This window comes from Raoultella sp. T31 (genome assembly GCF_002806725.1).
Lineage (GTDB): Bacteria > Pseudomonadota > Gammaproteobacteria > Enterobacterales > Enterobacteriaceae > Klebsiella > Klebsiella electrica.
In genome coordinates this window covers 63,709-86,252 of sequence record NZ_PIBO01000004.1, presented here as the reverse complement: position 1 = coordinate 86,252, position 22,544 = coordinate 63,709, and the positions used below count along the sequence as shown (strand labels likewise).

Genomic DNA, 22,544 nt, shown 5'->3' with positions numbered 1-22,544 from the left:
CGCTCCCCCCGCCATCCGGGAAAATCCCCGGCGGCGCTGCGCTGACCGGGGCTACGGAATTGTGCGATCGGGTAGCCCGGATTAGGCGCTCGCGCCGCCATCCGGGAAAATCCCCGGTGGCGCTACGCTGGCCGGGGCGACGGAATCGTGTCCGCTGGCGGTTGGTAGCCGGGCAGGCGCTGATTCACATATCACTCACGTCCATGAACTCCTCTCTCTTATTGGCCCAACCAATTATTTCCTAAACCGCTCAACGGTTCACATATCCATCATTTTTGGTCACAGACGTATTGCCTGATAATAACATTTGATTAACCATTCATTGTCGTTAACCCTACAACTCAATTTTGGCTGGGCCAGTTTTACAAAAGATGTGATCTGCAAGGAGCGCAGACTCAGCACCGCATCTTTGTGGCCCGATGGAGACCTGCATGAACCTCTGGCAACAAAATTACGATCCGGCCGGTAATATCTGGCTCTCAAGTCTTATCGCATCGTTACCGATTCTGTTTTTCTTTTTTGCCCTGATAAAGCTCAAGCTCAAAGGGTACCTGGCGGCGACATGGACCGTGGCCATTGCGCTATCGGTCGCGCTGCTGTTCTATAAAATGCCGGTGGACCGCGCGCTGACTTCTGTGGTCTACGGCTTCTTTTACGGCCTGTGGCCCATCGCGTGGATTATTATCGCCGCGGTATTCGTCTATAAAATTTCGGTCAAGACCGGGCAGTTCGACATTATCCGCTCGTCGATTCTCTCGATTACCCCTGACCAGCGCCTGCAGATGCTGATTGTCGGCTTCTCCTTCGGGGCTTTCCTCGAAGGTGCGGCCGGCTTTGGCGCGCCGGTGGCGATTACCGCCGCGCTGCTGGTCGGCCTGGGTTTTAACCCGCTGTATGCGGCGGGCCTGTGTCTGATCGCCAACACCGCGCCGGTTGCCTTCGGTGCGATGGGCATTCCCATTCTGGTCGCCGGCCAGGTGACCGGTATCGACAGCTTTGCCATCGGCCAGATGGTCGGTCGTCAACTGCCGTTCCTGACCATTATCGTCCTGTTCTGGATTATGGCGATTATGGACGGCTGGCGCGGTGTCAAAGAGACCTGGCCGGCGGTCATGGTGGCCGGTGGCTCGTTCGCCATCGCGCAGTACCTCAGCTCCAACTTCCTCGGCCCGGAACTGCCGGACATCATCTCTTCCCTGGTGTCGCTGGTTTGCCTGACCCTGTTCCTCAAACGCTGGCAGCCGGTGCGTATCTTCCGCTTTGGCGATATGGGCGCCGCGCAGGTCGATCAAACGCTGGCGCGTACCCATTACAGCGCCGGGCAGATCGCCCGCGCCTGGTCGCCCTTCCTGTTCCTGACCGCCACCGTGACCCTGTGGAGCATTCCGCCGTTTAAGGCCCTGTTTGCCCCCGGCGGCGCGATGTATGACTTCGTCATCAATATCTCCGTCCCGTTCCTCGATAAGATGGTGGCCCGCATGCCGCCGGTTGTCAGCGCCGCCACGCCTTACGCTGCGGTGTATAAGTTCGACTGGCTGTCTGCTACCGGCACCGCCATCCTGTTTGCGGCTTTACTTTCCATCGTCTGGCTGCGCATGAAACCGAAAGACGCGCTGGTGACCTTTGGCAGCACGTTAAAAGAACTGGCTCTGCCGATTTACTCTATCGGCATGGTGCTGGCGTTCGCCTTTATCTCTAACTATTCCGGGCTGTCATCGACGCTGGCCCTTGCGCTAGCGCATACCGGCCACGCGTTTACCTTCTTCTCGCCGTTCCTCGGCTGGCTGGGGGTCTTCCTGACCGGTTCGGACACCTCGTCTAACGCGCTGTTCGCCGCGCTGCAGGCGACCGCGGCACAGCAGATCGGCGTCTCCGATATTCTGCTGGTCGCGGCCAACACCACCGGCGGCGTCACCGGTAAAATGATTTCGCCGCAGTCCATCGCCATCGCCTGTGCGGCGGTAGGGCTGGTGGGGAAAGAGTCGGACCTGTTCCGCTTTACCGTAAAACACAGCCTGATCTTTACCTGCATGGTTGGCGTTATCACCACGCTACAGGCCTATGTCTTAACCTGGATGATCCCATGATAGTGATGCCCCGGCGCCTCGCAGACGATGTAGTCCGTCGTGTGCGGGCGCTGATTGAAGAACAAAAGCTGGAGGCGGGCATGCGACTGCCCGCCGAGCGCCAGTTGGCCGCGCAGCTTGGCGTATCGCGCAACTCGCTGCGCGAAGCGCTGGCGATGCTGGTGAACGAAGGTCTGCTGGTCAGCCGTCGCGGCGGCGGGACCTTCGTGCGCTGGCAGCACGAGACGTGGTCGGAACAGAATATCGTTCAGCCGCTAAAAACGCTGCTCGCCGACGACCCCGATTACAGCTTTGATATTCTGGAAGCCCGCCACGCCATCGAAGCCAGCACGGCCTGGCATGCGGCGATGCGGGCAACCGATGCCGAAAAAGAGCGCATTCGCCTGTGCTTTGAAGCCACCCAGAGCGAGGACCCGGACCTCGCCTCGCAGGCCGACGTGCGCTTTCATCTGGCGATCGCCGAAGCCTCGCACAACGTGGTGCTGCTACAAACCATGCGCGGCTTTTTCGACCTCCTGCAATCCTCGGTCAAACAGAGCCGCCAGCGGATGTACCTTGTCCCGCCGGTATTCGCCCGTCTGACCGAACAGCACCAGGCCGTGATGGAGGCCATTTTCGCCGGTGACGCCGAAGGCGCACGGCAGGCGATGATGGCGCATTTAGGCTTTGTCCACGCCACGATTAAACACTTTGATGAAGACCAGGCCCGCCAGGCGCGAATTACCCGTCTGCCCGGTGACCACAATGAAAACGCCAGGGAGAACCCGTGATGATTATTTCAGCCGCCAGCGACTATCGCGCAGCCGCACAGCGTATCCTGCCACCGTTCCTGTTCCACTACATCGACGGCGGCGCCTATGCCGAACACACGCTGCGCCGCAACGTTGAAGACCTGTCTGATGTGGCGCTCCGCCAGCGGGTCCTGAAGAATATGTCGGACCTGAGCCTGGAGACGACGCTGTTCAAAGAAAAGCTCTCCATGCCGGTGGCGCTGGCGCCGGTCGGGCTGTGCGGAATGTACGCTCGCCGCGGTGAAGTGCAGGCGGCAGGTGCCGCGGATGATAAAGGGATTCCGTTCACCCTCTCCACCGTTTCCGTCTGCCCGATAGAAGAGGTCGCGCCGACCATCAAGCGTCCGATGTGGTTCCAGCTGTACGTCCTGCGCGATCGCGGCTTTATGCGCAATGCGCTGGAGCGCGCCAAAGCGGCGGGCTGTTCCACCCTGGTGTTTACCGTTGATATGCCCACCCCCGGCGCCCGCTATCGCGATGCCCACTCCGGGATGAGCGGCCCGAACGCGGCGATGCGCCGCTACTGGCAGGCGATGACTCACCCACAGTGGGCGTGGGATGTCGGTTTAAACGGTCGCCCTCACGATCTCGGCAATATCTCCGCCTATCTCGGCAAGCCTACCGGTCTTGAGGATTATATCGGCTGGCTGGCTAACAACTTCGATCCGTCGATTTCGTGGAAAGACCTTGAGTGGATCCGCGAATTCTGGGACGGTCCGATGGTGATCAAAGGGATCCTCGATCCGCAGGATGCGCGGGATGCGGTACGCTTCGGCGCCGACGGGATCGTGGTCTCCAACCACGGCGGTCGCCAGCTCGACGGCGTTCTCTCCTCTGCCCGCGCGCTACCGGCGATCGCTGATGCGGTCAAAGGCGATATCGCCATCCTCGCCGATAGCGGTATTCGTAACGGTCTTGATGTGGTGCGGATGATTGCGCTGGGTGCCGATAGCGTACTGCTGGGCCGCGCCTATCTCTACGCGCTGGCCACCCACGGTAAGCAGGGGGTAGCCAACCTGCTGAATCTTATCGAGAAAGAGATGAAGGTGGCCATGACCCTGACCGGAACCAAAACCATCGGCGAAATCAGCCGCGACTCGCTGGTGCAGAACGCCGACGCGCTGCAAACCTTCAATGCGATTAAGCAGGGTAACGCTGCCTAATCCCCCGCCCGGCGCTCTCCCACGAGGATGAGGGCCGGGCAAATATCTGCTATTCTGCCCGCGCGATTAAGAGCCTAATGAGACAGGGCAGCATGCTGAACATTGTACTATTCGAACCTGAGATCCCGCCGAATACCGGGAATATCATCCGCCTGTGTGCCAACACCGGCTTCAATCTGCACATTATCGAGCCTATGGGATTCACCTGGGATGATAAGCGCCTGCGCCGCGCCGGGTTGGATTACCATGAATTTACCGCCGTTCAGCGTCATCGCGACTATGCGGCCTTCGTCGAAAGCGCCAGGCCGCAGCGCCTGTTCGCCCTGACCACAAAGGGTACGCCGGCTCACAGCGCGGTAAGCTATCAGGATGGCGATTTCTTGATGTTTGGCCCGGAAACGCGCGGCCTGCCGGCCAGCATTCTTGATGCCCTGCCGGCGCAGCAGAAAATCCGTATTCCGATGATGCCGGACAGCCGCAGCATGAACCTGTCAAATGCGGTGTCGGTGGTCGTGTACGAGGCCTGGCGCCAGCTGGGGTATCCTGGCGCGGTATTGCGCAGTTAGCCTCCGCGATTCCCGGATGGCGGCGCATCGCGCCTTATCCGGGCGACATACCGGCACCAGACCGTAGCCCGGCTAAGCGCAGCGCCAGCCGGGGGAAGCTCCCGGATGGCGGCGCATCGCGCCTTATCCGGGCGACATACCGGCACCAGACCGTAGCCCGGCTAAGCGCAGCGCCAGCCGGGGGAAACTCCCGGATGGCGGCGCATCGCGCCTTATCCGGGCGACATACCGGCACCAGACCGTAGCCCGGCTAAGCGCAGCGCCAGCCGGGGGAAGCTCCCGGATGGCGGCGCATCGCGCCTTATCCGGGCGACATACCGGCACCAGACCGTAGCCCGGCTAAGCGCAGCGCCAGCCGGGGGAAGCTCCCGGATGGCGGCGCATCGCGCCTTATCCGGGCGACATACCGGCACCAGACCGTAGCCCGGCTAAGCGCAGCGCCAGCCGGGGGAAGCTCCCGGATGGCGGCGCATCGCGCCTTATCCGGGCGACATACCGGCACCAGACCGTAGCCCGGCTAAGCGCAGCGCCAGCCGGGGGAAACTCCCGGATGGCGGCGCATCGCGCCTTATCCGGGCGACATACCAGCGCCAGACCGTAGCCCGGCTAAGCGTAGCACCAGCCGGGGGAAACTCCCGGATGGCGGCGCCTGCGCCTTATCCGGGCGACATACCAGCACCAGACCGTAGCCCGGCTAAGCGCAGCGCCAGCCGGGGAAGCTCCCGGATGGCGGCGCATCGCGCCTTATCCGGGCTACATACCGGCACCAGACCGTAACCCGATTCTAGATACCGTCGCCGTACTCGAAGGTATGGTGAATACCGTTAAAGTGCTGATCCATATCCATCGCGGGTTTATCGCTCTCTGGCTTACCGACGATACGCGCCGGTACACCGGCTGCGGTGGTGTGCGGCGGTACGGGCTGTAACACCACGGAACCGGCGCCAATTTTCGCCCCCCGACCCACTTCGATATTGCCGAGGATCTTCGCGCCGGCGCCAATCATCACGCCTTCACGGATTTTCGGATGGCGGTCGCCGCTGGTTTTACCGGTCCCGCCGAGGGTGACGGACTGCAGAATCGACACGTCGTCCTCAATCACCGCCGTTTCGCCGACCACAATGCCGGTAGCGTGATCGAGCATAATCCCGCGGCCAATTTTCGCCGCCGGATGGATATCCACCTGGAAAGAAACGGAAACCTGGTTTTGCAGGAAAATCGCCAGCGCGCGGCGCCCCTGATTCCACAGCCAGTGGCCAATGCGATAGGCCTGTAGCGCGTGGAAACCTTTCAGGTACAGCAGCGGCGTCGAGTATTTATCGACCGCCGGATCGCGGGTGCGCACAGCCTGGATATCGCAGGCGGCGGAAGCGATCATTTCCGGGTCAGCGGCATAGGCCTCTTCCACCACTTCACGAATAGCGATAGCCGGCATAATGGGGGAAGCCAGCTTATTCGCCAGCATATAGCTCAGGGCGCTGCCCAGATTTTCGTGTTTGAGTAGCGTTGCGTGGTAAAAACTGGCGAGCATAGGCTCACAGTCGGCCAGAGCCCGGGCTTCGGCTTTAATATTATTCCAGACGATATCCAGTTCTTCACACGGCATTGCTGACTCCAGGCGATAGCAGAATGACCGGCCAGTTCTACGCTGACCGGGTCATCGAGGTGACAAAGGTTCCTTTAAGATTAATTGCTGCGCTCGTCCTTGCGCGCACGGCCTAATAAAGTCAATGCTGCCTCGCGCGCAATTTTTCCGCAATACAATACCTGATAAATTTCCTCGGTTATTGGCATTTCGACACCTAAACGCTGTGCCAGAACGCGAACTTCCCTGGTATTGCGATAGCCTTCAACCACCTGGCCAATCTTATCCTGCGCGCTTTGCACATCCATACCCTGACCGAGCATCATGCCGAAGCGGCGGTTACGCGATTGGTTATCGGTGCAGGTCAGCACCAGATCGCCCAGCCCCGCCATCCCCATAAAGGTTTCCGGATCGGCGCCCAGCGCGGTACCGAGACGAGACATTTCAACCAGACCCCGGGTTATCAGCGCCGTACGCGCATTGGCGCCAAAGCCGATGCCGTCAGACATCCCGGCGCCAATGGCGATAACGTTTTTCACCGCCCCGCCAAGCTGCACGCCGATAAAGTCCGGGTTGATATAGACGCGGAAGCTTTTACCGCAGTGCAGTAAATGCTGCAGGTCGTCGGCAAACTGCGGCTCCGTGGACGCCAGCGAAATGGCCGTCGGCAGCCCTGCCGCCAGTTCTTTGGCAAAGGTCGGGCCGGAAATGACCGCCAGCGGGATCGTGTCGCCCAGCGCTTCGCGCGCGACATCCTGCAACAGGCGACCGGTTTCGGCCTCAAGGCCTTTTGTCGCCCAGACCAGGCGCGCATCCGGGCGCATCAGCGGTTTAATCTGCCGCAGAACCTCACCAAAGACATGGCTGGGCACCACAACCAGAATATCGCGGCTGGCCGCCAGCGCGGCAGATAGATCGCTTTCAAGATGCAGCGTGTCAGGGAAAGGGACGTCAGGAAGGAAAGCGGCGTTGCAGCGGTCATGTTGCAGCGTCGCGATATGTTTCGGGTCATGGCCCCAGAGCACAACATCGTGGCCATTTCTTGCCAGGGTGATGGCAAGAGCGGTGCCGTATGAGCCGGCACCGATCACAGTCATTGCAGCATTAAGTGCGTTCATCAGGCATCCTGATGTTGTTCGGCACCTTCGCCAGCTTGCTGCTGCAGATAGTTCATGAACAGCGCATCGAAGTTCACTGGCGCAAGGTTCAGTTGCGGGAAGGTACCGCGAGACACCAGGCTGGTAATGCACTCACGCGCATACGGGAACAGAATGTTCGGGCAGTATGCGCCGAGGCAATGCGCCATCTGGTTGCCGTCAATGCCGTCGATGGAGAAGATGCCGCCCTGCTGTACTTCGCACAGGAATGCGGTTTCTTCGCCCAGCGCAGCGGTTACGGTTACGCGCAGCACCACTTCGTAGACGCCTTCAGCCAGCTGGCTGGAAGCAGTGTCCAGATCAAGTTTAACTTCCGGCTGCCAGTCTTTCTGGAAAACTTGCGGCGCATTCGGCGCTTCAAAGGAAATATCCTTGGTATAGATACGCTGGATCTGGAACGTCATTTCGGTGCTGTTTTGTTCTGACATAGTAAAACCCTTTCGTGTTGTCCTTAAATACGCCTACCCGACCTGGGCAGACGCAAAATTAGCGCAGCAGGGGATCAAGTCCACCACGTGAATCAAGCGCATACAAGTCGTCACAGCCGCCAATGTGCTGCTCATCAATAAAAATCTGCGGAACCGTCGTACGACCGCTGCGCTCAATCATCTCTTCACGCTTCGCGGCATTGCCATCGATCGGCAGTTCATTGAACGTTACGCCTTTACTGTTCAGCAGTGCTTTTGCACGAATACAGAACGGACAGGTCGCTTTGGTGTAGATATCAATATTGGCCATGACTTCACTCCTGTTTTTACCCGCAGGATTTTACGCCGCAGACAAGGCTGCCCCCCGACGGCTCGCCGCAGTGGGGGAAACCTGGCTACGTCATAAAGACGTGGGTAAATTTATTTGCCGCGTACCAGCGGAAGGTTTTCGCCGCTCCAGCCAGCAATGCCTTCTTTCAGTACAAAGACCTTTTCAAATCCGGCTTTATTCAGCGCGCTGGCAGGCTCTTGCGCCTGCATACCGGAACCATCTACCACTATAATGGGTTGTGCTTTGTGTTTTTCCAACTCACCAACGTTATTTGCCTTGATTTCGCTCGGCAGCAGGTTGATGGAGCCCGCGATATGGCCTTTACGGAAGTCGTCACGCTGACGCAGGTCGACAACCACGGCATCTTCTTTGTTGATCAGACGCGTCGCTTCGCCACGGGTAATGACTTTAACTTTCGACATCAGCCCCTTAAAGGTGGTGAACAGCACCGCCACCAGCAGCGCGATCCACGCGATGCTCAGGACGGGGTGACGGCCGACGAATTGCATAATTTCTTGCATGGGGGGTTACAACTCCCGACTAAGTGATAAAAAAACCAGGGAAGGAGTATACCTGTGCATTGCGGCAAATACAGCCAGTGAGCGCGATGTAATGTATTTTCTGCGGCCCGTCACGAAAAAATCCCCTTCCGACGACTTTCGCGCGGGCCCGACGCTCTCTTTCTTTGATCTTTTACGGTGCTTTGAACGATTCAGCTGTAGTAAAATTACGCAAATTTTCTGTCTTTGAGCATGAGGTTGTCGCAATGTCGAATTCTAAAAAGCCGATGGTACTGGTCATTCTGGATGGCTATGGCTATCGTGAAGACCAGCAGGATAACGCGATTTATAGCGCGAAAACGCCAGTCATGGACGCATTGTGGGCGAAACGTCCCCATACGCTGATTGATGCTTCTGGTCTCGAGGTCGGTCTGCCGGATCGCCAGATGGGCAACTCTGAAGTGGGTCACGTTAACCTCGGCGCCGGTCGTATCGTTTACCAGGATCTGACCCGTCTCGATGTCGAAATCAAAGAACGCACGTTCTTTGCAAACCCGGTGCTGACCGCCGCGGTCGACAAAGCCGTTGCTGCGGGTAAAGCCGTGCACATCATGGGCCTGATGTCTCCAGGCGGCGTTCACAGCCACGAAGACCACATCATGGCGATGGTAGAGCTGGCCGCCGAACGCGGGGCAGAAAAAATCTACCTGCACGCTTTCCTCGATGGTCGCGACACCCCGCCGCGCAGCGCTGAAAACTCGCTGGCGAAATTTGAAGAAAAATTTGCCGCGCTGGGTAAAGGCCGCGTGGCCTCCATTATTGGCCGCTACTACGCCATGGACCGCGACAATCGCTGGGACCGCGTTGAGCAGGCGTATGATCTGATGACTCTGGCGCAGGGCGAGTTCCAGGCCGACAGCGCCGTTGCCGGTCTGCAGGCCGCCTACGCCCGCGATGAAAACGACGAATTCGTGAAGGCGACCGTCATCCGTGCCAACGGCCAGGCCGATGCCGCGATGGAAGACGGCGACGCGCTGATTTTCATGAACTTCCGTGCTGACCGCGCCCGTGAAATCACCCGTGCCTTCGTAAACGCCGATTTCGACGGTTTCGCCCGTAAGAAAGAGGTCAAACTCGACTTCGTGATGCTGACCGAATATGCCGCCGACATCAAAGTCGCCTGCGCATATCCGCCGGCATCCCTGGCCAACACCTTCGGCGAGTGGATGGCGAAGAACGACAAGACTCAGCTGCGCATCTCCGAAACCGAGAAATACGCCCACGTGACCTTCTTCTTTAACGGCGGCGTTGAAGAGCCGTTCAAAGGCGAAGAGCGTATTCTGATCAACTCGCCAAAAGTCGCCACCTACGACCTGCAGCCGGAAATGAGCTCCGCCGAGCTGACCGAAAAACTGGTGGCCGCCATCAAGGGCGGTCAGTACGATACCATCATCTGTAACTATCCGAACGGCGATATGGTCGGTCATACCGGTGTGATGGAAGCGGCAATTAAAGCCGTTGAAACGCTGGACAACTGCATCGATCAGGTCGCCAAAGCGGTAGAATCCGTCGGCGGCCAGCTGCTGATTACCGCCGATCACGGTAACGCTGAGCAGATGCGCGACCCGGCAACCGGCCAGGCCCATACGGCCCACACCAACCTGCCGGTGCCGCTGATCTACGTTGGCGATAAATCGGTGAAAGTCGCCGAAGGCGGCAAGCTTTCCGATATCGCGCCAACCATGCTGTCGCTGATGGGAATGGAAATCCCGCAAGAGATGACTGGCAAGCCGCTGTTCATCGTGGAATAATCCTTCCCCATGAGGGGAAAGGCGACTTATTCAAATACATGGATCGCAACGGCTGTTCGATCCGTCCTTTACGCCAGCGCACTCAGCGCTGGCGTATTGCTGTGCGCCGCACCCGCTCAGGCGGATGACCGCGACCAGCTCAAATCAATTCAGGCCGATATCGCCGCCAAGCAGAGAGCGATACAGCAGCAACAGCAGCAACGTTCTTCCCTGCTCGCCCAGCTCAGGGCTCAGGAAGAAGCTATCTCTGCGGCCACCCGCAAATTACGCGAAACTCAGGATACCCTGAACCAGTTGAACAAGCAGATTGACGAGATGAACGCGTCCATCGCTAAACTGGAGCGTCAGCGCGCCACTCAGGAGCGCAACCTGTCCGCGCAGCTTGATGCCGCGTTCCGCCAGGGGCCGCATACCGGGATGCAAATGATCCTCAGCGGTGAAGAGGGTCAGCGTAACCAGCGCATGCAGGTTTACTACGGTTACCTGAACCAGGCCCGCCAGGAGACGATCGCCCAGTTGAAACAGACGCGCGAAGAGGTCTCCGCGCAAAAAGCGCAGCTGGAAGAAAAGCAGAGCCAACAGCAAACGCTGGTTTACGAGCAGCGCGCACAGCAGGCCAAACTGGAACAGGCGCGTAACGAACGTAAGAAAACCCTTTCAGGCCTTGAATCGTCTATTCAGCAAGGTCAACAGCAGCTGGGCGAAATGCGGGCTAACGAATCGCGCCTGCGCGGTCGGATCGCGCAGGCAGAAGCCGCCGCGAAGGCCCGCGCTGAGAGTGAGGCTCGCGAGGCACAGGCCGTGCGCGATCGTCAGCAGGATGCCTCGCGGAAAGGCACCACCTACAAACCGACCGAAAGCGAACGTTCGCTGATGTCCCGCACCGGCGGTCTCGGCTCTCCGCGCGGTCAGGCCTACTGGCCGGTACGCGGAACGTTGCTTCATCGTTATGGCGAACAGCTGCAAGGTGAACTACGTTGGAAAGGGATGGTTATCGCTGCGTCTGAAGGCACCGAGGTCAAGGCAATCGCCGATGGCCGGGTGATTCTCGCCGACTGGCTACAGGGCTACGGCCTGGTGGTGGTCGTTGAACACGGTAAAGGCGATATGAGCCTTTACGGCTATAACCAAAGCGCGCTGGTCAGCGTCGGCACTCAGGTCCGGGCGGGCCAGCCGATTGCTCTCGTAGGCAGCAGCGGCGGTCAGGGCCGTCCGTCGCTCTATTTCGAAATTCGTCGCCAGGGTCAGGCGGTCAATCCACAGCCGTGGTTGGGAAGATAAGTTTTGCTTCAATTTCGCAGAATTGCATTCGCGGTAGCCGGTACGCTGGCTATGGCCTCGCCAGCATTTGCCGGCAAACTCTCGATCGTTATTGACGACTTTGGCTATCGTCCACAAACCGAAAATCAGGTACTGGCGCTGCCAGCAACGATCTCCGTCGCCGTATTACCCAACGCCCCTCACGCCCGTGAAATGGCGAGCAAGGCGCATAATCTCGGTCACGAGGTCCTCATCCACCTGCCAATGGCGCCGCTCAGCAAGCAACCGCTGGAAAAAGACACCCTGCGCCCGGATATGAGCAGCGATGAGATCGAGCGCATCATCCGCGACGCCTATGGCAAAGTACCGTACGCCGTTGGCCTGAACAACCATATGGGCAGCGCGATGACCTCCAGCCTGTTCGGGATGCAAAAGGTGATGCAGGCGCTGGAGCGCTACAATCTCTATTTCCTCGACAGCGTCACCATCGGCAATACCCAGGCCATGCGCGCGGCGCAGGGCACCGGGGTGAAGGTTATCAAGCGCAAAGTGTTCCTCGATGACACGCAGAATGAGGCCGATATTCGCGTCCAGTTCAACCGCGCCATCGCGCTGGCGCGCCGCAACGGTTCCGCGATTGCTATCGGTCACCCGCATCCCACCACGGTGCGCGTCCTGCAGCAAATGGTCTATAACCTGCCGCCGGATATCACCCTGGTGCGTCCGAGCAACCTGCTGAACGAGCCGCAGATCGATACCTCAAGGCCGGACAGCGGGCTGCCGCCGTCGGCAACCACGCCGCCAACGTCGCCGCGTAATCCGTTCCGCGGCGTGAAGTTCTGTAAGACGAAGCATCCGCCGGAGCCGGTGTACGCCAGCCGCTTCTTCAGCGTCCTGAGCGAAAGTATCAGCCACAGCCCTCTGGTGCAGTACTACCAGCTGAAATGGCAGGGCTGGGACAACCCGACGAACTAAGCGGATCGGGAATCTGTTCGTTGTTCCGCGACAGATTCCCGTTTATCGTCAAAAGCATACCAGGCTTTCAAATACTTCATAACACTGTACAAGATTGCCTATAGCCCGGCCGCAGCCGGGCTGCCGTGTTCTGAGGTTAATCCCAGCTCAGAACCACTTTACCGGACTGGCCAGATCGCATCGCATCAAAGCCCTGCTGGAACTCATCAATGGCAAAACGGTGGGTGATGATCGGTGACAAATCCAGTCCAGACTGGATCAAGGCCGCCATCTTGTACCAGGTTTCAAACATTTCCCGGCCATAAATCCCTTTGATAAACAGCCCTTTGAAGATAACTTTGGTCCAGTCGATCGACATATCCGACGGCGGAATACCGAGCATCGCAATACGACCGCCGTGGTTCATGGTGTCCAGCATGGTGCGGAACGCTGGCGGCGCACCGGACATTTCCAGACCCACATCGAACCCTTCGCTCATCCCCAGTTCGGCCATCACATCGGCCAGGCTCTCCCTGGCGACGTTAACGGCACGCGTCACGCCCATTTTACGCGCCAGGCCCAGTCGATACTCGTTAACGTCCGTGATAACCACATTACGTGCGCCGACGTGTTTAGCGACCGCCGCCGCCATGATGCCAATCGGTCCCGCGCCGGAAACCAGCACATCTTCGCCAACCAGATCGAAAGAGAGCGCCGTGTGAACCGCGTTGCCAAACGGGTCAAAAATCGACGCCAGATCGTCAGAAATGTTGTCGGGGATTTTGAAGGCGTTGAAAGCCGGAATCACCAGATATTCCGCGAAGCAGCCCGGACGGTTAACCCCCACACCGATGGTATTACGGCACAGGTGCGTGCGCCCGGCGCGGCAATTGCGGCAGTGGCCACAGGTAATATGCCCTTCACCGGACACGCGATCGCCAATCTTAAAGCCGCGTACTTCCTGGCCGATACCCACCACTTCGCCGACGTATTCATGCCCTACAACCATCGGCACCGGGATGGTTTTTTGCGACCATTCGTCCCAGTTATAGATGTGTACGTCGGTACCGCAAATCGCGGTCTTGCGGATTTTGATCAGCAGATCGTTATGGCCGACTTCCGGTTCCGGTACGTCGGTCATCCAGATGCCTTCTTCCGCTTTCAGTTTGGATAACGCTTTCATCTCACGCCCTCAGGCAATCACGCCCAGTTGTTTACCGATGCGGGTAAAGGCTTCCACCGCACGTTCAATTTGTTCAGGGGTATGCGCCGCCGACATCTGGGTACGAATACGCGCCTGGCCTTTTGGTACCACCGGATAGAAGAACCCGGTCACGTAAATCCCTTCTTTTTGCAGCTCGCGCGCAAAGTTTTGCGCAATCACGGCGTCGCCCAGCATGACCGGGATAATCGCGTGATCGGCGCCGGCCAGCGTAAAGCCCGCAGCGGTCATTTTTTCGCGGAACAGGCGCGCGTTGGCCCACAGGCGATCGCGCAGTTCGGCGCCGGACTCCACCATCTCCAGCACTTTGATGGAGGCAGCGACAATCGCCGGGGCCAGCGAGTTGGAGAACAGATACGGACGCGAGCGCTGGCGCAGCCATTCAACCACCTCTTTACGCGCGGCGGTATAGCCGCCGGACGCGCCGCCCAGCGCTTTACCTAATGTCCCGGTGATGATATCGACACGGCCCATCACAGCGCAGTATTCATGAGAGCCGCGACCGTTTTCCCCGACAAAGCCGACGGCGTGGGAATCGTCGACCATCACCAGCGCATCGTATTTATCCGCCAGGTCGCAGACGCCTTTCAGGTTGGCAATCACGCCGTCCATGGAGAATACGCCGTCGGTGGCGATCAACACATGACGCGCGCCGGCTTCACGGGCCTCTTTCAGACGCGCCTCCAGCTCCTGCATGTCGTTATTGGCATAACGGTAGCGTTTGGCTTTACACAAACGTACGCCGTCGATGATGGAGGCGTGGTTCAGGGCATCGGAAATAATGGCATCTTCCGGGCCTAACAGGGTTTCAAACAGACCGCCGTTGGCGTCAAAGCAGGAGGAGTAGAGAATCGCATCTTCCATGCCGAGGAACTCCGCCAGCTTCTTCTCAAGCGCTTTGTGGCTGTCCTGCGTCCCGCAAATAAAGCGCACCGAAGCCATACCAAAACCGTGGCTGTCCATCCCCGCTTTCGCGGCGGCAATCAGCTGCGGATGGTTAGCCAGACCCAGATAGTTATTGGCGCAGAAGTTAATCACGTTGCTGCCGCCGACGGTTATATCCGCCTGCTGCGCCGACGTAATAATGCGTTCTTCTTTAAATAACCCTTCCGCACGAGCGGTCTCGAGGCTATTGGTCAACTGTTCGTAAAAATCACCACGCATTGCAACTCTCCAGATTTGGCAAAATTTGGCACATATTACCCAAAGCTATACGCTGATACGAGATGATGCATTCCTGAATGAATTATTTGCAGCATAAATCACGCTCACCACCCCGCGTTACGGCGAATGGCTGAAGCCTGCTCCATGTGGTGATATGATATGAGTATCCGTGTCCGGATTGTCTCTGGACGCCATACTTTAAAGGTTACAGTTATGATCATCGTTACCGGCGGCGCAGGCTTTATCGGCAGCAACATCATTAAAGCCCTGAATGACAAAGGCATTACCGACATTTTGGTCGTAGATAATCTGAAAGACGGCACCAAGTTTGCTAACCTGGTAGACCTGGATATCGCTGATTACATGGATAAAGAAGACTTCCTGATTCAGGTGATGGCCGGGGAAGAGTTCGGCGAAATTGAAGCCATATTCCACGAAGGTGCCTGCTCTTCCACCACAGAGTGGGATGGCAAGTACATGATGGATAACAACTATCAGTACTCTAAAGAGGTGCTGCACTACTGCCTGGAGCGTCAGATCCCGTTCCTGTACGCCTCGTCGGCGGCCACCTACGGCGGTCGCACCAGCGACTTTATCGAATCCCGTGAATATGAGCAGCCGCTGAACGTTTACGGTTACTCCAAATTCCTGTTTGACGAATACGTCCGCCAGATCCTGCCGGAAGCCGACTCGCAGATTGTCGGTTTCCGCTATTTCAACGTCTACGGGCCGCGTGAAGGCCACAAAGGCAGCATGGCGAGCGTGGCTTTCCACCTCAATACCCAGCTGAATAATGGCGAAAGTCCGAAACTGTTCGAAGGCAGCGATGGCTTCAAACGCGATTTCGTCTACGTGGGCGACGTGGCGGCGGTGAATCTGTGGTTCTGGGAAAACGGCGTATCCGGCATTTTCAACCTCGGCACCGGCCGCGCGGAATCTTTCCAGGCGGTAGCCGATGCCGCGCTGGCATATCACCAGAAAGGCAGCATCGAATACATCCCGTTCCCGGAGAAGCTGAAAGGCCGCTACCAGGCATTTACCCAGGCGGATCTGACCAACCTGCGCGCAGCAGGCTACGACAAACCGTTTAAAACCGTTGCCGAGGGCGTAACGGAATATATGGCCTGGCTCAACCGCGACGCGTAAGACATAACATGAAAATATTGGTGGTTGGCCCGTCTTGGGTGGGCGACATGATGATGTCGCAAAGTCTCTATCGCACGCTCAGGGCGCGCTATCCCCAGGCGATAATCGACGTGATGGCACCTGCGTGGTGCCGTCCGCTGCTGTCGCGCATGCCGGAAGTTAACGAAGCAATCCCGATGCCGCTCGGCCATGGCGCGCTGGCTATCGGCGAACGACGTAAGCTGGGGCACAGCCTGCGCGAGCGTCGCTACGATCGTGCTTATGTGCTGCCCAACTCGTTTAAATCGGCGCTGGTGCCGTTCTTCGCCAACATCCCGCACCGCACCGGCTGGCGCGGCGAGATGCGCTACGGTCTGCTGAACGACGCGCGGGCGCTGGATAAAGACGCCTGGCCGCTGATGGTTGAACGCTATGTCGCGCTGGCCTATGACAAGGGCGTCATGCGCAGCGCCAAAGACCTGCCGCAGCCGCTGCTGTGGCCGCAACTGCAGGTTCATGAAGGCGAAAAATCGCAGGCCTGTAGCGCGTTTAATCTCTCAGCCGATCGCCCAATGATCGGCTTCTGCCCCGGCGCAGAGTTTGGCCCGGCAAAACGCTGGCCGCACTATCACTACGCTGAGCTGGCGAAACAGCTTATCGACGACGGTTACCAGATAGTCCTGTTCGGTTCGGCCAAAGATAACGAAGCGGGCAAAGAGATCATCGCCGCGCTGAGCAGCGAACAGCAGGCCTGGTGTCGCAATCTGGCCGGGGAGACCCAGCTTGAGCAGGCCGTCATTCTGCTTGCCGCCTGTAAAGCGGTGGTCAGCAACGATTCCGGCCTGATGCACGTCGCCGCCGCGCTGGACCGCCCGCTGGTGGCGCTGTATGGCCCAAGCAGCCCGGACTTCACTCCCCCGCTGTCGCATAAAGCGCGGGTGATTCGCCTGATTAGCGGCTACCACAAGGTACGTAAGGGCGATGCCGCACAAGGGTATCATCAGAGTCTGATCGATATTACGCCGCAGCGCGTACAGGAAGAGCTAAACGCGCTCCTGCAGGAAAAAACCGATAAAGAGGAAGCGTAACGGATGCGGGTATTGATCGTAAAAACCTCGTCCATGGGCGACGTCCTGCATACGCTGCCCGCGCTGACCGATGCCGCGCAGGCGTTTCCCGGTATTCGCTTTGACTGGGTCGTCGAGGAGGGGTTCGCACAGATTCCGTCCTGGCATGAAGCGGTCGATCGGGTGATTCCCGTCGCCATTCGCCGCTGGCGTAAAGCCTGGTTTTCCGCGCCGGTGAAGGCCGAACGCCAGGCCTTTCGCGACGCCGTACGGGCGCACAAATATGACGCGATTATCGACGCCCAGGGTCTGGTCAAAAGCGCCGCGCTGGTCACCCGGCTGGCGCACGGCGTGAAGCACGGTATGGACTGGCAAACCGCTCGCGAGCCGCTGGCAAGCCTGTTCTACAATCGCCGCCACCATATTGCGAAACAGCAGCATGCCGTTGAGCGCACCCGCGAACTGTTCGCCAAAAGCCTGGGCTACGCCAAACCCGACGCGCAGGGCGATTACGCCATTGCACGCCATTTTATGCACCTGGATAACCCCTCTGCCGAGCCGTATCTGGTGTTTCTGCACGCGACGACGCGTGATGACAAACACTGGCCGGAAGAAAACTGGCGGGCGCTGATCGACCTGCTGGCCGCCAGCGGGCTACGTATTAAGCTGCCGTGGGGAGCGCCGCATGAAGAAGCGCGGGCTAAGCGCCTGGCGGAGGGTCACGCCTTTGTCGACGTACTGCCGCGCATGAGTCTTGAGCAGGTCGCTCAGGTGCTGGCGGGCGCTCGCGCGGTTGTCTCCGTCGATACCGGACTAAGCCATCTTACCGCTGCGCTCGATAAACCCAACTTTACGCTGTATGGCCCGACCGATCCGGGGCTGATTGGCGGATATGGTAAAAACCAGCACACGCTCATATCACCAACGAAAGCAACCAGCGATATAAGTGCAGAGACGATATGGCGGGCGATAAGAGGAGTGGTTTAATGCGCAAAATCCATGTGATTAATCTGGAAAAGATGGGGGGCGTCGAGCGCCTCTTCTTACAGTACATTCATGATATCACCGCCGGACAGGATCGTATTTTTTGCATCAGCAACAATATTGGTCCGGAAATCGCGCAGCATCTGAAGGGCCGTCATATCACCTTCGTAAACCGGATAATCAACGGCTGTCCGGTGAAGTTTCCGCCGTTCCTGCGCAAGTATGCGTTGCAGACCCGGACCTGGCTGGCCAATGCAGACGTTATAATCGTCTGGGATCTGGTCCCCGTATTTGCTGCCAGACCGTCCCGGGGAAAGGTGATTTATTACGATCATGGCTGCTCCTGGCGCTACCCTCACAATAAAAAAACGTCCGGCTTCTTTGCCTCCCTGAGCGGCTATATTTCCGCATCCTATGCCTCTCAGCGGGTCATGACGTTACGCTTCAACCTGCCGTGTCCTTCCAGGGTGCTCACCAACCGCATTACGCCGCCTGACAATATTTTTACCGGCGATAAGCCCCTCTCTGCCCCCCTGCGTCTGGGCGTAGCGGCAAGGCTGGTTGGTCTGAAGGGGATAAGCGTCGCGCTGTTAACGTTAAAAAATCTTCTCGATCGGGGTACCAACGTCACCCTCGATATTGTCGGTAAAGGGCCAGATGAGCAGCAGTTTAAAGCGCTTGCCGAAAAGTCAGGTATTGCCGATCGCGTCAATTTTCTCGGTTTCCACGACGACTTAAGTCATTTTTTCAACAATATTCATATTTATCTCAGCACACCGGTTACAGAACCCTTTGGTCTGTCCTGCCTGGAAGCTCTGTTTTACGGCGTGCCGGTTATTTACCCGTTAATTGACGGGCAACCGGAAGTGGTTAAGAACGGATACTGCGGCATTGGTATTACGCCGGACGTGACGCCGGAGGAGCATTTCAGACTCTGCGGTGTGAACGTCAACTTCCCCCACGATGTTTATTATCCGCAGCAAGACGCGCTACTTCCCCCGCGGCTGTTATCGCCGGAAAAATGCGCCGACGCGGTGCTATACATCGTGAATAACGACTACGAGCTTTTCCGCCAACATGCTTTTGAGCACGTAAAAGCGCATTTCGATGCCACGACCTTTGTCCGTGATTTTAACTCTACCATCAGCGAACTTGTGGATGCATAGCGTGACCTTAGACAGCTCAAAAATCAGAAAAACAATACTTAACCTGGTTGTTTCACTGTATCTCCTTGCTTTTGCACTGTATTACATTAATCCCGCAGAAATCAGAAAAGTGTACTACCTGGCTGGTTATCTGACGGTGTTAAGCGCATTGCTCAGCATCCGGACAACGAAAACCTGGACCCAGAATTGGGATCTTGCCGGTGCGCTGGCCCTCTTTGCCCTGGGGCTGTTTGCCTGGTACGGATTAAATTACGCGCATGGCGAGTACTGGGATATTTACGATTCCTACAAAGACACCGCCAAAGTGCTGGCGGTGAGCGCCATCGTGGTGTTTCTGCTCTCCAGTCTCCGGTTTACCTTTAACGCAACATGGTTCAACTACTTGCTTATCGCAGCGGGGCTGGTCACCAACCTCTATGCCATCTACCAGGGGCTGACGCTGCACGTTTTCCGGATTCAGATTACGCTCGAACGGGCCACGGTCATCGCCTATATCTTCACCATGACCAATATCGTGCTGCTCGGAACCATTCTGGAACTGAAAAATAAATATCGTTACGTCCTGTTCCTGGTTTGCGCGATGACCGGGCTGGCGGCGATTGCGTTTACCGAAACGCGAGCCGCGCTGCTGGCCTGCCCGGTACTGATTATCCTGCTGCTCTTTGTGCACCCGCAGGTGAGTAAACAGCAGTTGCTGAAGCTGTGTGCGGCCTTTGTTATTGCACTGGTTCTGCTGACCGCCCTGTTCCATCAAAAACTGATCGCCCGCTATCAGGAGATGCAAACTGATATCACCCAGTACCAGGACCACAATAGTGTCTCCTCCGTCGGTTCGCGTTTAGTCATGTTTAAAACGGGATTACAGGCAGGTCTTGATGCCCCATTCGGCGAGTCAGCGGAAAGACGCGGGAACGATATCAAGCAGCAAGTGCAGGCTAATCCTGGCCTTGCCGGGGCGCTGGATTTTATCAATGTCCATATGCACAACGAGTTTATTGAAAACTTCTCCCTGCGCGGCATTGGCGGCGTTGCCACGCTGATCCTTTTATACGCCGTATTATTGCTCAACGCCTGGCGCAAACGTAACGCGATACAAGGCGTTCTCACGCTAACGGTGATAGTTTACGGATTAAGCGACGTGATTTTCTTTAGTAAAGAAGCGGTGATTGTCTTCTCAATGGCCCTGATACTCTCCGTATTACAGCAGAAAATCGCCATCGGGCAGGATAAAGCGCATGCGTAACCCTCACTGCCTGTTCAGCGTTATTATCCCGGTCTTTAATAATGCGCAATATATCAGGCAGACGCTGGACTCGGTGTTTGCCCAAATTGATAGCGATGTCGAAGTCATCATTAGCAATGACGGCTCGACGGACAATAGCAAAGCGGTTATCCAGCAGGCCATTGATGAATATCGCGGCGCAGGCCAGATCCATTTTTACAGCCACGAGAATACCGGCGTATCCAGCACGCGTAATCGTGCCCTGGATAAAGCACAGGGTGCCTGGATTGGCTTTATTGATGGCGATGACCTCTGGAGCCCTCATTTCTGGCAAACAATAAAACCGCTCCTCCAGCAAGGCGATAGTGATTTAATCGACTTTCATTATCACTATTTTAAAGACCGGCTGCCTGCGCCCACGCAAACGGCACCAGGGCAGCAGACAACGATCGCCGATAAACAGCATGATGCGTTATATGCCGTCTTCCGCCGCTCCCACTGGCATATCTGGAGTCGGGTCTACCGGCGCGAACTCATCGGTAACCATCGCTTCCATGTTGGCCGTCGCTATGAAGATATGATGTTTACCCCCTGGTTATATCTCGAGGCCAGACGCATTATTTGCCTGGAGGAGACGCTCTACTGGTATCGCGATAACGCCTTCGGCATTACCCGCAATATTCAGACCTCGGATATCAGCGATATGGTCTTTGCACTCAATCAGCTGATTGAGAAGGTGGCCACGCAACCGCCATCTGAGTTACCGCCGCGATTGATCACCGCGCTGATTAACAATTTATTCAATGAGATAAAAGGGTTGCACGACAAGATCTACGGCTTTTATAACTACAGCGATGAGACAATGGCGGCACTCACCGCTGCCAGTAAACTCCTGACAGCGGACGGGATGTCTCTGAAGCGACGGCTTCATCTGCGATACCCGAACATCTGGAAGAAAACCTCCCGGCTCCGCCAGATGTTACGGAAAGGGCGATAAGCTAGATTTTGGTCTGATAATATTCAGCCAATGTCATCCCTTTTGCCTGCGGCGCCAGCCAGCTGAAAAAAGCCTCCAGATCGTCATATAAACGCTCGATATCCTGTTGGTTTTTAAACGTCGGGCTACCGCCTGGCATATATTCAGAAGAGTGCAGCATATATTCGACATAGTCGTTGCCCTGAGCCAGGGTCTGCTGCACCACTTTCTTCATGGTGTCGACATTTCCCCCCATCGGGCGCAGCCAGTGAACGGAAGGCGAGCGCACTTTACCGCGCAAGCGATCGTAGCCCTGCTTCACGCTGTTCATCCAGCCGGAGTGCTTATACTGAATACTCATCGGCACTTCCAGCAGCGAAGAGCGGCCTTCGCGGCTGATATCATTCTCATCGAGGAAATAGGCTTGCTGCGGGAAGCGGCGGTAATCGGTCCCGCCATCGCCCTGCGGGGCGCCTTTCGCCGTCTTCCAGTTGACACGCGGCGTAACCGAACAGTCCACCAGATAGCCATGCTCCACCAGCAGACGGGCGTAGCGCTCATCAAACGCCCAGCGCCCGGCGCGATGGCTGACCATTTTCGTCTGGAAAGTGTCTTCCAGCAGGTGCGTCATATAAGCCACTTTTTCGCGCATCGCCGCCACGGGATATTCAATCAGATAGGGCTTATGGCGCCAGTCGTCATCGGTCAACGGGTCCGTCGGCGGGCTGTTCCAGGCATGGAGATGCATGCCGATTTCCGCCGTCCCACGGGCAATCACATCTTTGGCGAATTCGATATAGAAGGGATCCATCGCCATTTCATAGTTCGTTAAATAGACGGGTTTAAAGCCATACTTTTCGCAGAGCTGCTGAAAACGCGGTAAATAGCGCGCATTCTCGGTGGTAATGCTGTCATGTTTTTGCCAGAGGTTGTCGCCCTCTGTATCAATCGTGATGAGAAATGCGGGATTGTGCACGAAAACGTC

At 57.4% G+C, this 22,544-nt stretch carries 21 protein-coding genes; 13 read left to right on the top strand and 8 right to left on the bottom strand.

Annotated elements, in window-relative coordinates:
- The first annotated feature begins 431 nt into the window (after positions 1-431).
- The 4 genes from lldP to trmL all read left to right on the top strand — a co-directional run bounded on the left by lldP (position 432) and on the right by trmL (position 4,607).
- Positions 432-2,087 carry an L-lactate permease gene (gene lldP / locus CWM52_RS04125; protein WP_100682922.1) on the top strand — a complete coding sequence of 552 codons (1,656 nt, stop codon included), beginning with the start codon at positions 432-434 and terminating at the stop codon, positions 2,085-2,087.
- Positions 2,084-2,857, top strand: a complete 774-nt coding sequence (gene lldR, locus CWM52_RS04120) for a transcriptional regulator LldR (RefSeq protein ID WP_100682921.1) — start codon at positions 2,084-2,086, stop codon at positions 2,855-2,857. Before lldP ends, lldR begins: the two co-directional genes overlap by 4 nt.
- Positions 2,857-4,041, top strand: a complete 1,185-nt coding sequence (gene lldD, locus CWM52_RS04115; RefSeq protein WP_100682920.1) for an FMN-dependent L-lactate dehydrogenase LldD — start codon at positions 2,857-2,859, stop codon at positions 4,039-4,041. The genes lldR and lldD overlap by 1 nt, the downstream gene beginning before the upstream one ends.
- Positions 4,042-4,133: 92 nt before the next feature.
- Positions 4,134-4,607, top strand: coding sequence for a tRNA (uridine(34)/cytosine(34)/5-carboxymethylaminomethyluridine(34)-2'-O)-methyltransferase TrmL (trmL, locus tag CWM52_RS04110; RefSeq protein WP_100682919.1), 474 nt, complete (start codon positions 4,134-4,136; stop codon positions 4,605-4,607).
- 784 nt (positions 4,608-5,391) lie between these two features.
- Here trmL and cysE read toward each other — a convergent pair.
- The 5 genes from cysE to CWM52_RS04085 form a co-directional block, all read right to left on the bottom strand.
- Positions 5,392-6,213, bottom strand: a complete 822-nt coding sequence (gene cysE / locus CWM52_RS04105; RefSeq protein ID WP_004106845.1) for a serine O-acetyltransferase — start codon at positions 6,211-6,213, stop codon at positions 5,392-5,394.
- A gap of 80 nt (positions 6,214-6,293) precedes the next feature.
- Entirely contained in the window at positions 6,294-7,310 is a 1,017-nt protein-coding gene (gpsA, locus tag CWM52_RS04100) for an NAD(P)H-dependent glycerol-3-phosphate dehydrogenase (RefSeq protein ID WP_100682918.1), read from the bottom strand.
- Positions 7,310-7,777, bottom strand: a complete 468-nt coding sequence (gene secB, locus CWM52_RS04095) for a protein-export chaperone SecB (protein WP_004868904.1) — start codon at positions 7,775-7,777, stop codon at positions 7,310-7,312. The genes gpsA and secB overlap by 1 nt, the downstream gene beginning before the upstream one ends.
- 58 nt (positions 7,778-7,835) lie before the next feature.
- Positions 7,836-8,087: a glutaredoxin 3 gene (grxC, locus tag CWM52_RS04090; RefSeq protein WP_100682917.1), complete on the bottom strand. Its 252-nt coding sequence runs from the start codon at positions 8,085-8,087 to the stop codon at positions 7,836-7,838.
- A gap of 110 nt (positions 8,088-8,197) precedes the next feature.
- Positions 8,198-8,629, bottom strand: coding sequence for a rhodanese-like domain-containing protein (locus CWM52_RS04085; protein ID WP_100682916.1), 432 nt, complete (start codon positions 8,627-8,629; stop codon positions 8,198-8,200).
- A 245-nt stretch (positions 8,630-8,874) separates the two neighbouring features.
- Here CWM52_RS04085 and gpmM point away from each other — a divergent pair, with 245 nt between their 5' ends.
- From gpmM to CWM52_RS04070, 3 genes are read left to right on the top strand one after another with little or no spacing between them, the layout of a single operon-like run.
- Entirely contained in the window at positions 8,875-10,419 is a 1,545-nt protein-coding gene (gene gpmM / locus CWM52_RS04080) for a 2,3-bisphosphoglycerate-independent phosphoglycerate mutase (protein WP_100682915.1), read from the top strand.
- 9 nt (positions 10,420-10,428) lie between these two features.
- On the top strand, positions 10,429-11,700 hold the full coding sequence (envC, locus tag CWM52_RS04075) for a murein hydrolase activator EnvC (RefSeq protein ID WP_100682914.1): 1,272 nt from the start codon (positions 10,429-10,431) through the stop codon (positions 11,698-11,700).
- A 3-nt stretch (positions 11,701-11,703) separates the two neighbouring features.
- Positions 11,704-12,654, top strand: a complete 951-nt coding sequence (locus CWM52_RS04070) for a divergent polysaccharide deacetylase family protein (RefSeq protein ID WP_165785338.1) — start codon at positions 11,704-11,706, stop codon at positions 12,652-12,654.
- 136 nt (positions 12,655-12,790) lie between these two features.
- On the opposite strand, the gene tdh is transcribed toward CWM52_RS04070, so the two are convergent.
- Together tdh and kbl are read right to left on the bottom strand one after the other, a co-directional pair.
- Positions 12,791-13,816 carry an L-threonine 3-dehydrogenase gene (tdh, locus tag CWM52_RS04060; protein ID WP_100682912.1) on the bottom strand — a complete coding sequence of 342 codons (1,026 nt, stop codon included), beginning with the start codon at positions 13,814-13,816 and terminating at the stop codon, positions 12,791-12,793.
- Between the two features lie 9 nt (positions 13,817-13,825).
- Positions 13,826-15,019 (bottom strand): glycine C-acetyltransferase, encoded by a 1,194-nt coding sequence (gene kbl / locus CWM52_RS04055; protein ID WP_100682911.1) that lies wholly within the window; start codon positions 15,017-15,019, stop codon positions 13,826-13,828.
- 213 nt (positions 15,020-15,232) lie between these two features.
- On the opposite strand from kbl, the gene rfaD reads away from it, so the two are divergent.
- The 6 genes from rfaD (at position 15,233) to CWM52_RS04025 (ending at position 21,580) form a co-directional block, all read left to right on the top strand.
- Positions 15,233-16,165, top strand: coding sequence for an ADP-glyceromanno-heptose 6-epimerase (gene rfaD / locus CWM52_RS04050; protein ID WP_100682910.1), 933 nt, complete (start codon positions 15,233-15,235; stop codon positions 16,163-16,165).
- Between the two features lie 8 nt (positions 16,166-16,173).
- The gene (gene rfaF / locus CWM52_RS04045; protein ID WP_100682909.1) at positions 16,174-17,232 is read left to right on the top strand and encodes an ADP-heptose--LPS heptosyltransferase RfaF; all 1,059 of its coding nucleotides are present in this window, start codon (positions 16,174-16,176) and stop codon (positions 17,230-17,232) included.
- Positions 17,233-17,235: 3 nt separating this feature from the next.
- Complete coding sequence (gene rfaC, locus CWM52_RS04040) at positions 17,236-18,198, top strand: lipopolysaccharide heptosyltransferase RfaC (RefSeq protein WP_100682908.1); 963 nt, start codon at positions 17,236-17,238, stop codon at positions 18,196-18,198.
- Complete coding sequence (locus CWM52_RS04035) at positions 18,198-19,361, top strand: glycosyltransferase family 4 protein (RefSeq protein ID WP_100682907.1); 1,164 nt, start codon at positions 18,198-18,200, stop codon at positions 19,359-19,361. The genes rfaC and CWM52_RS04035 overlap by 1 nt, the downstream gene beginning before the upstream one ends.
- A 109-nt stretch (positions 19,362-19,470) precedes the next feature.
- A complete protein-coding gene (locus tag CWM52_RS04030; RefSeq protein WP_227521257.1) occupies positions 19,471-20,604 on the top strand; it encodes an O-antigen ligase family protein in 1,134 nt (377 codons plus the stop codon).
- Positions 20,597-21,580: a glycosyltransferase family 2 protein gene (locus tag CWM52_RS04025; RefSeq protein ID WP_100682905.1), complete on the top strand. Its 984-nt coding sequence runs from the start codon at positions 20,597-20,599 to the stop codon at positions 21,578-21,580. Before CWM52_RS04030 ends, CWM52_RS04025 begins: the two co-directional genes overlap by 8 nt.
- 1 nt (position 21,581) lies before the next feature.
- On the opposite strand, the gene CWM52_RS04020 is transcribed toward CWM52_RS04025, so the two are convergent.
- Positions 21,582-22,535 carry a polysaccharide deacetylase family protein gene (locus tag CWM52_RS04020; protein WP_100682904.1) on the bottom strand — a complete coding sequence of 318 codons (954 nt, stop codon included), beginning with the start codon at positions 22,533-22,535 and terminating at the stop codon, positions 21,582-21,584.
- Positions 22,536-22,544 lie beyond the last annotated feature (9 nt).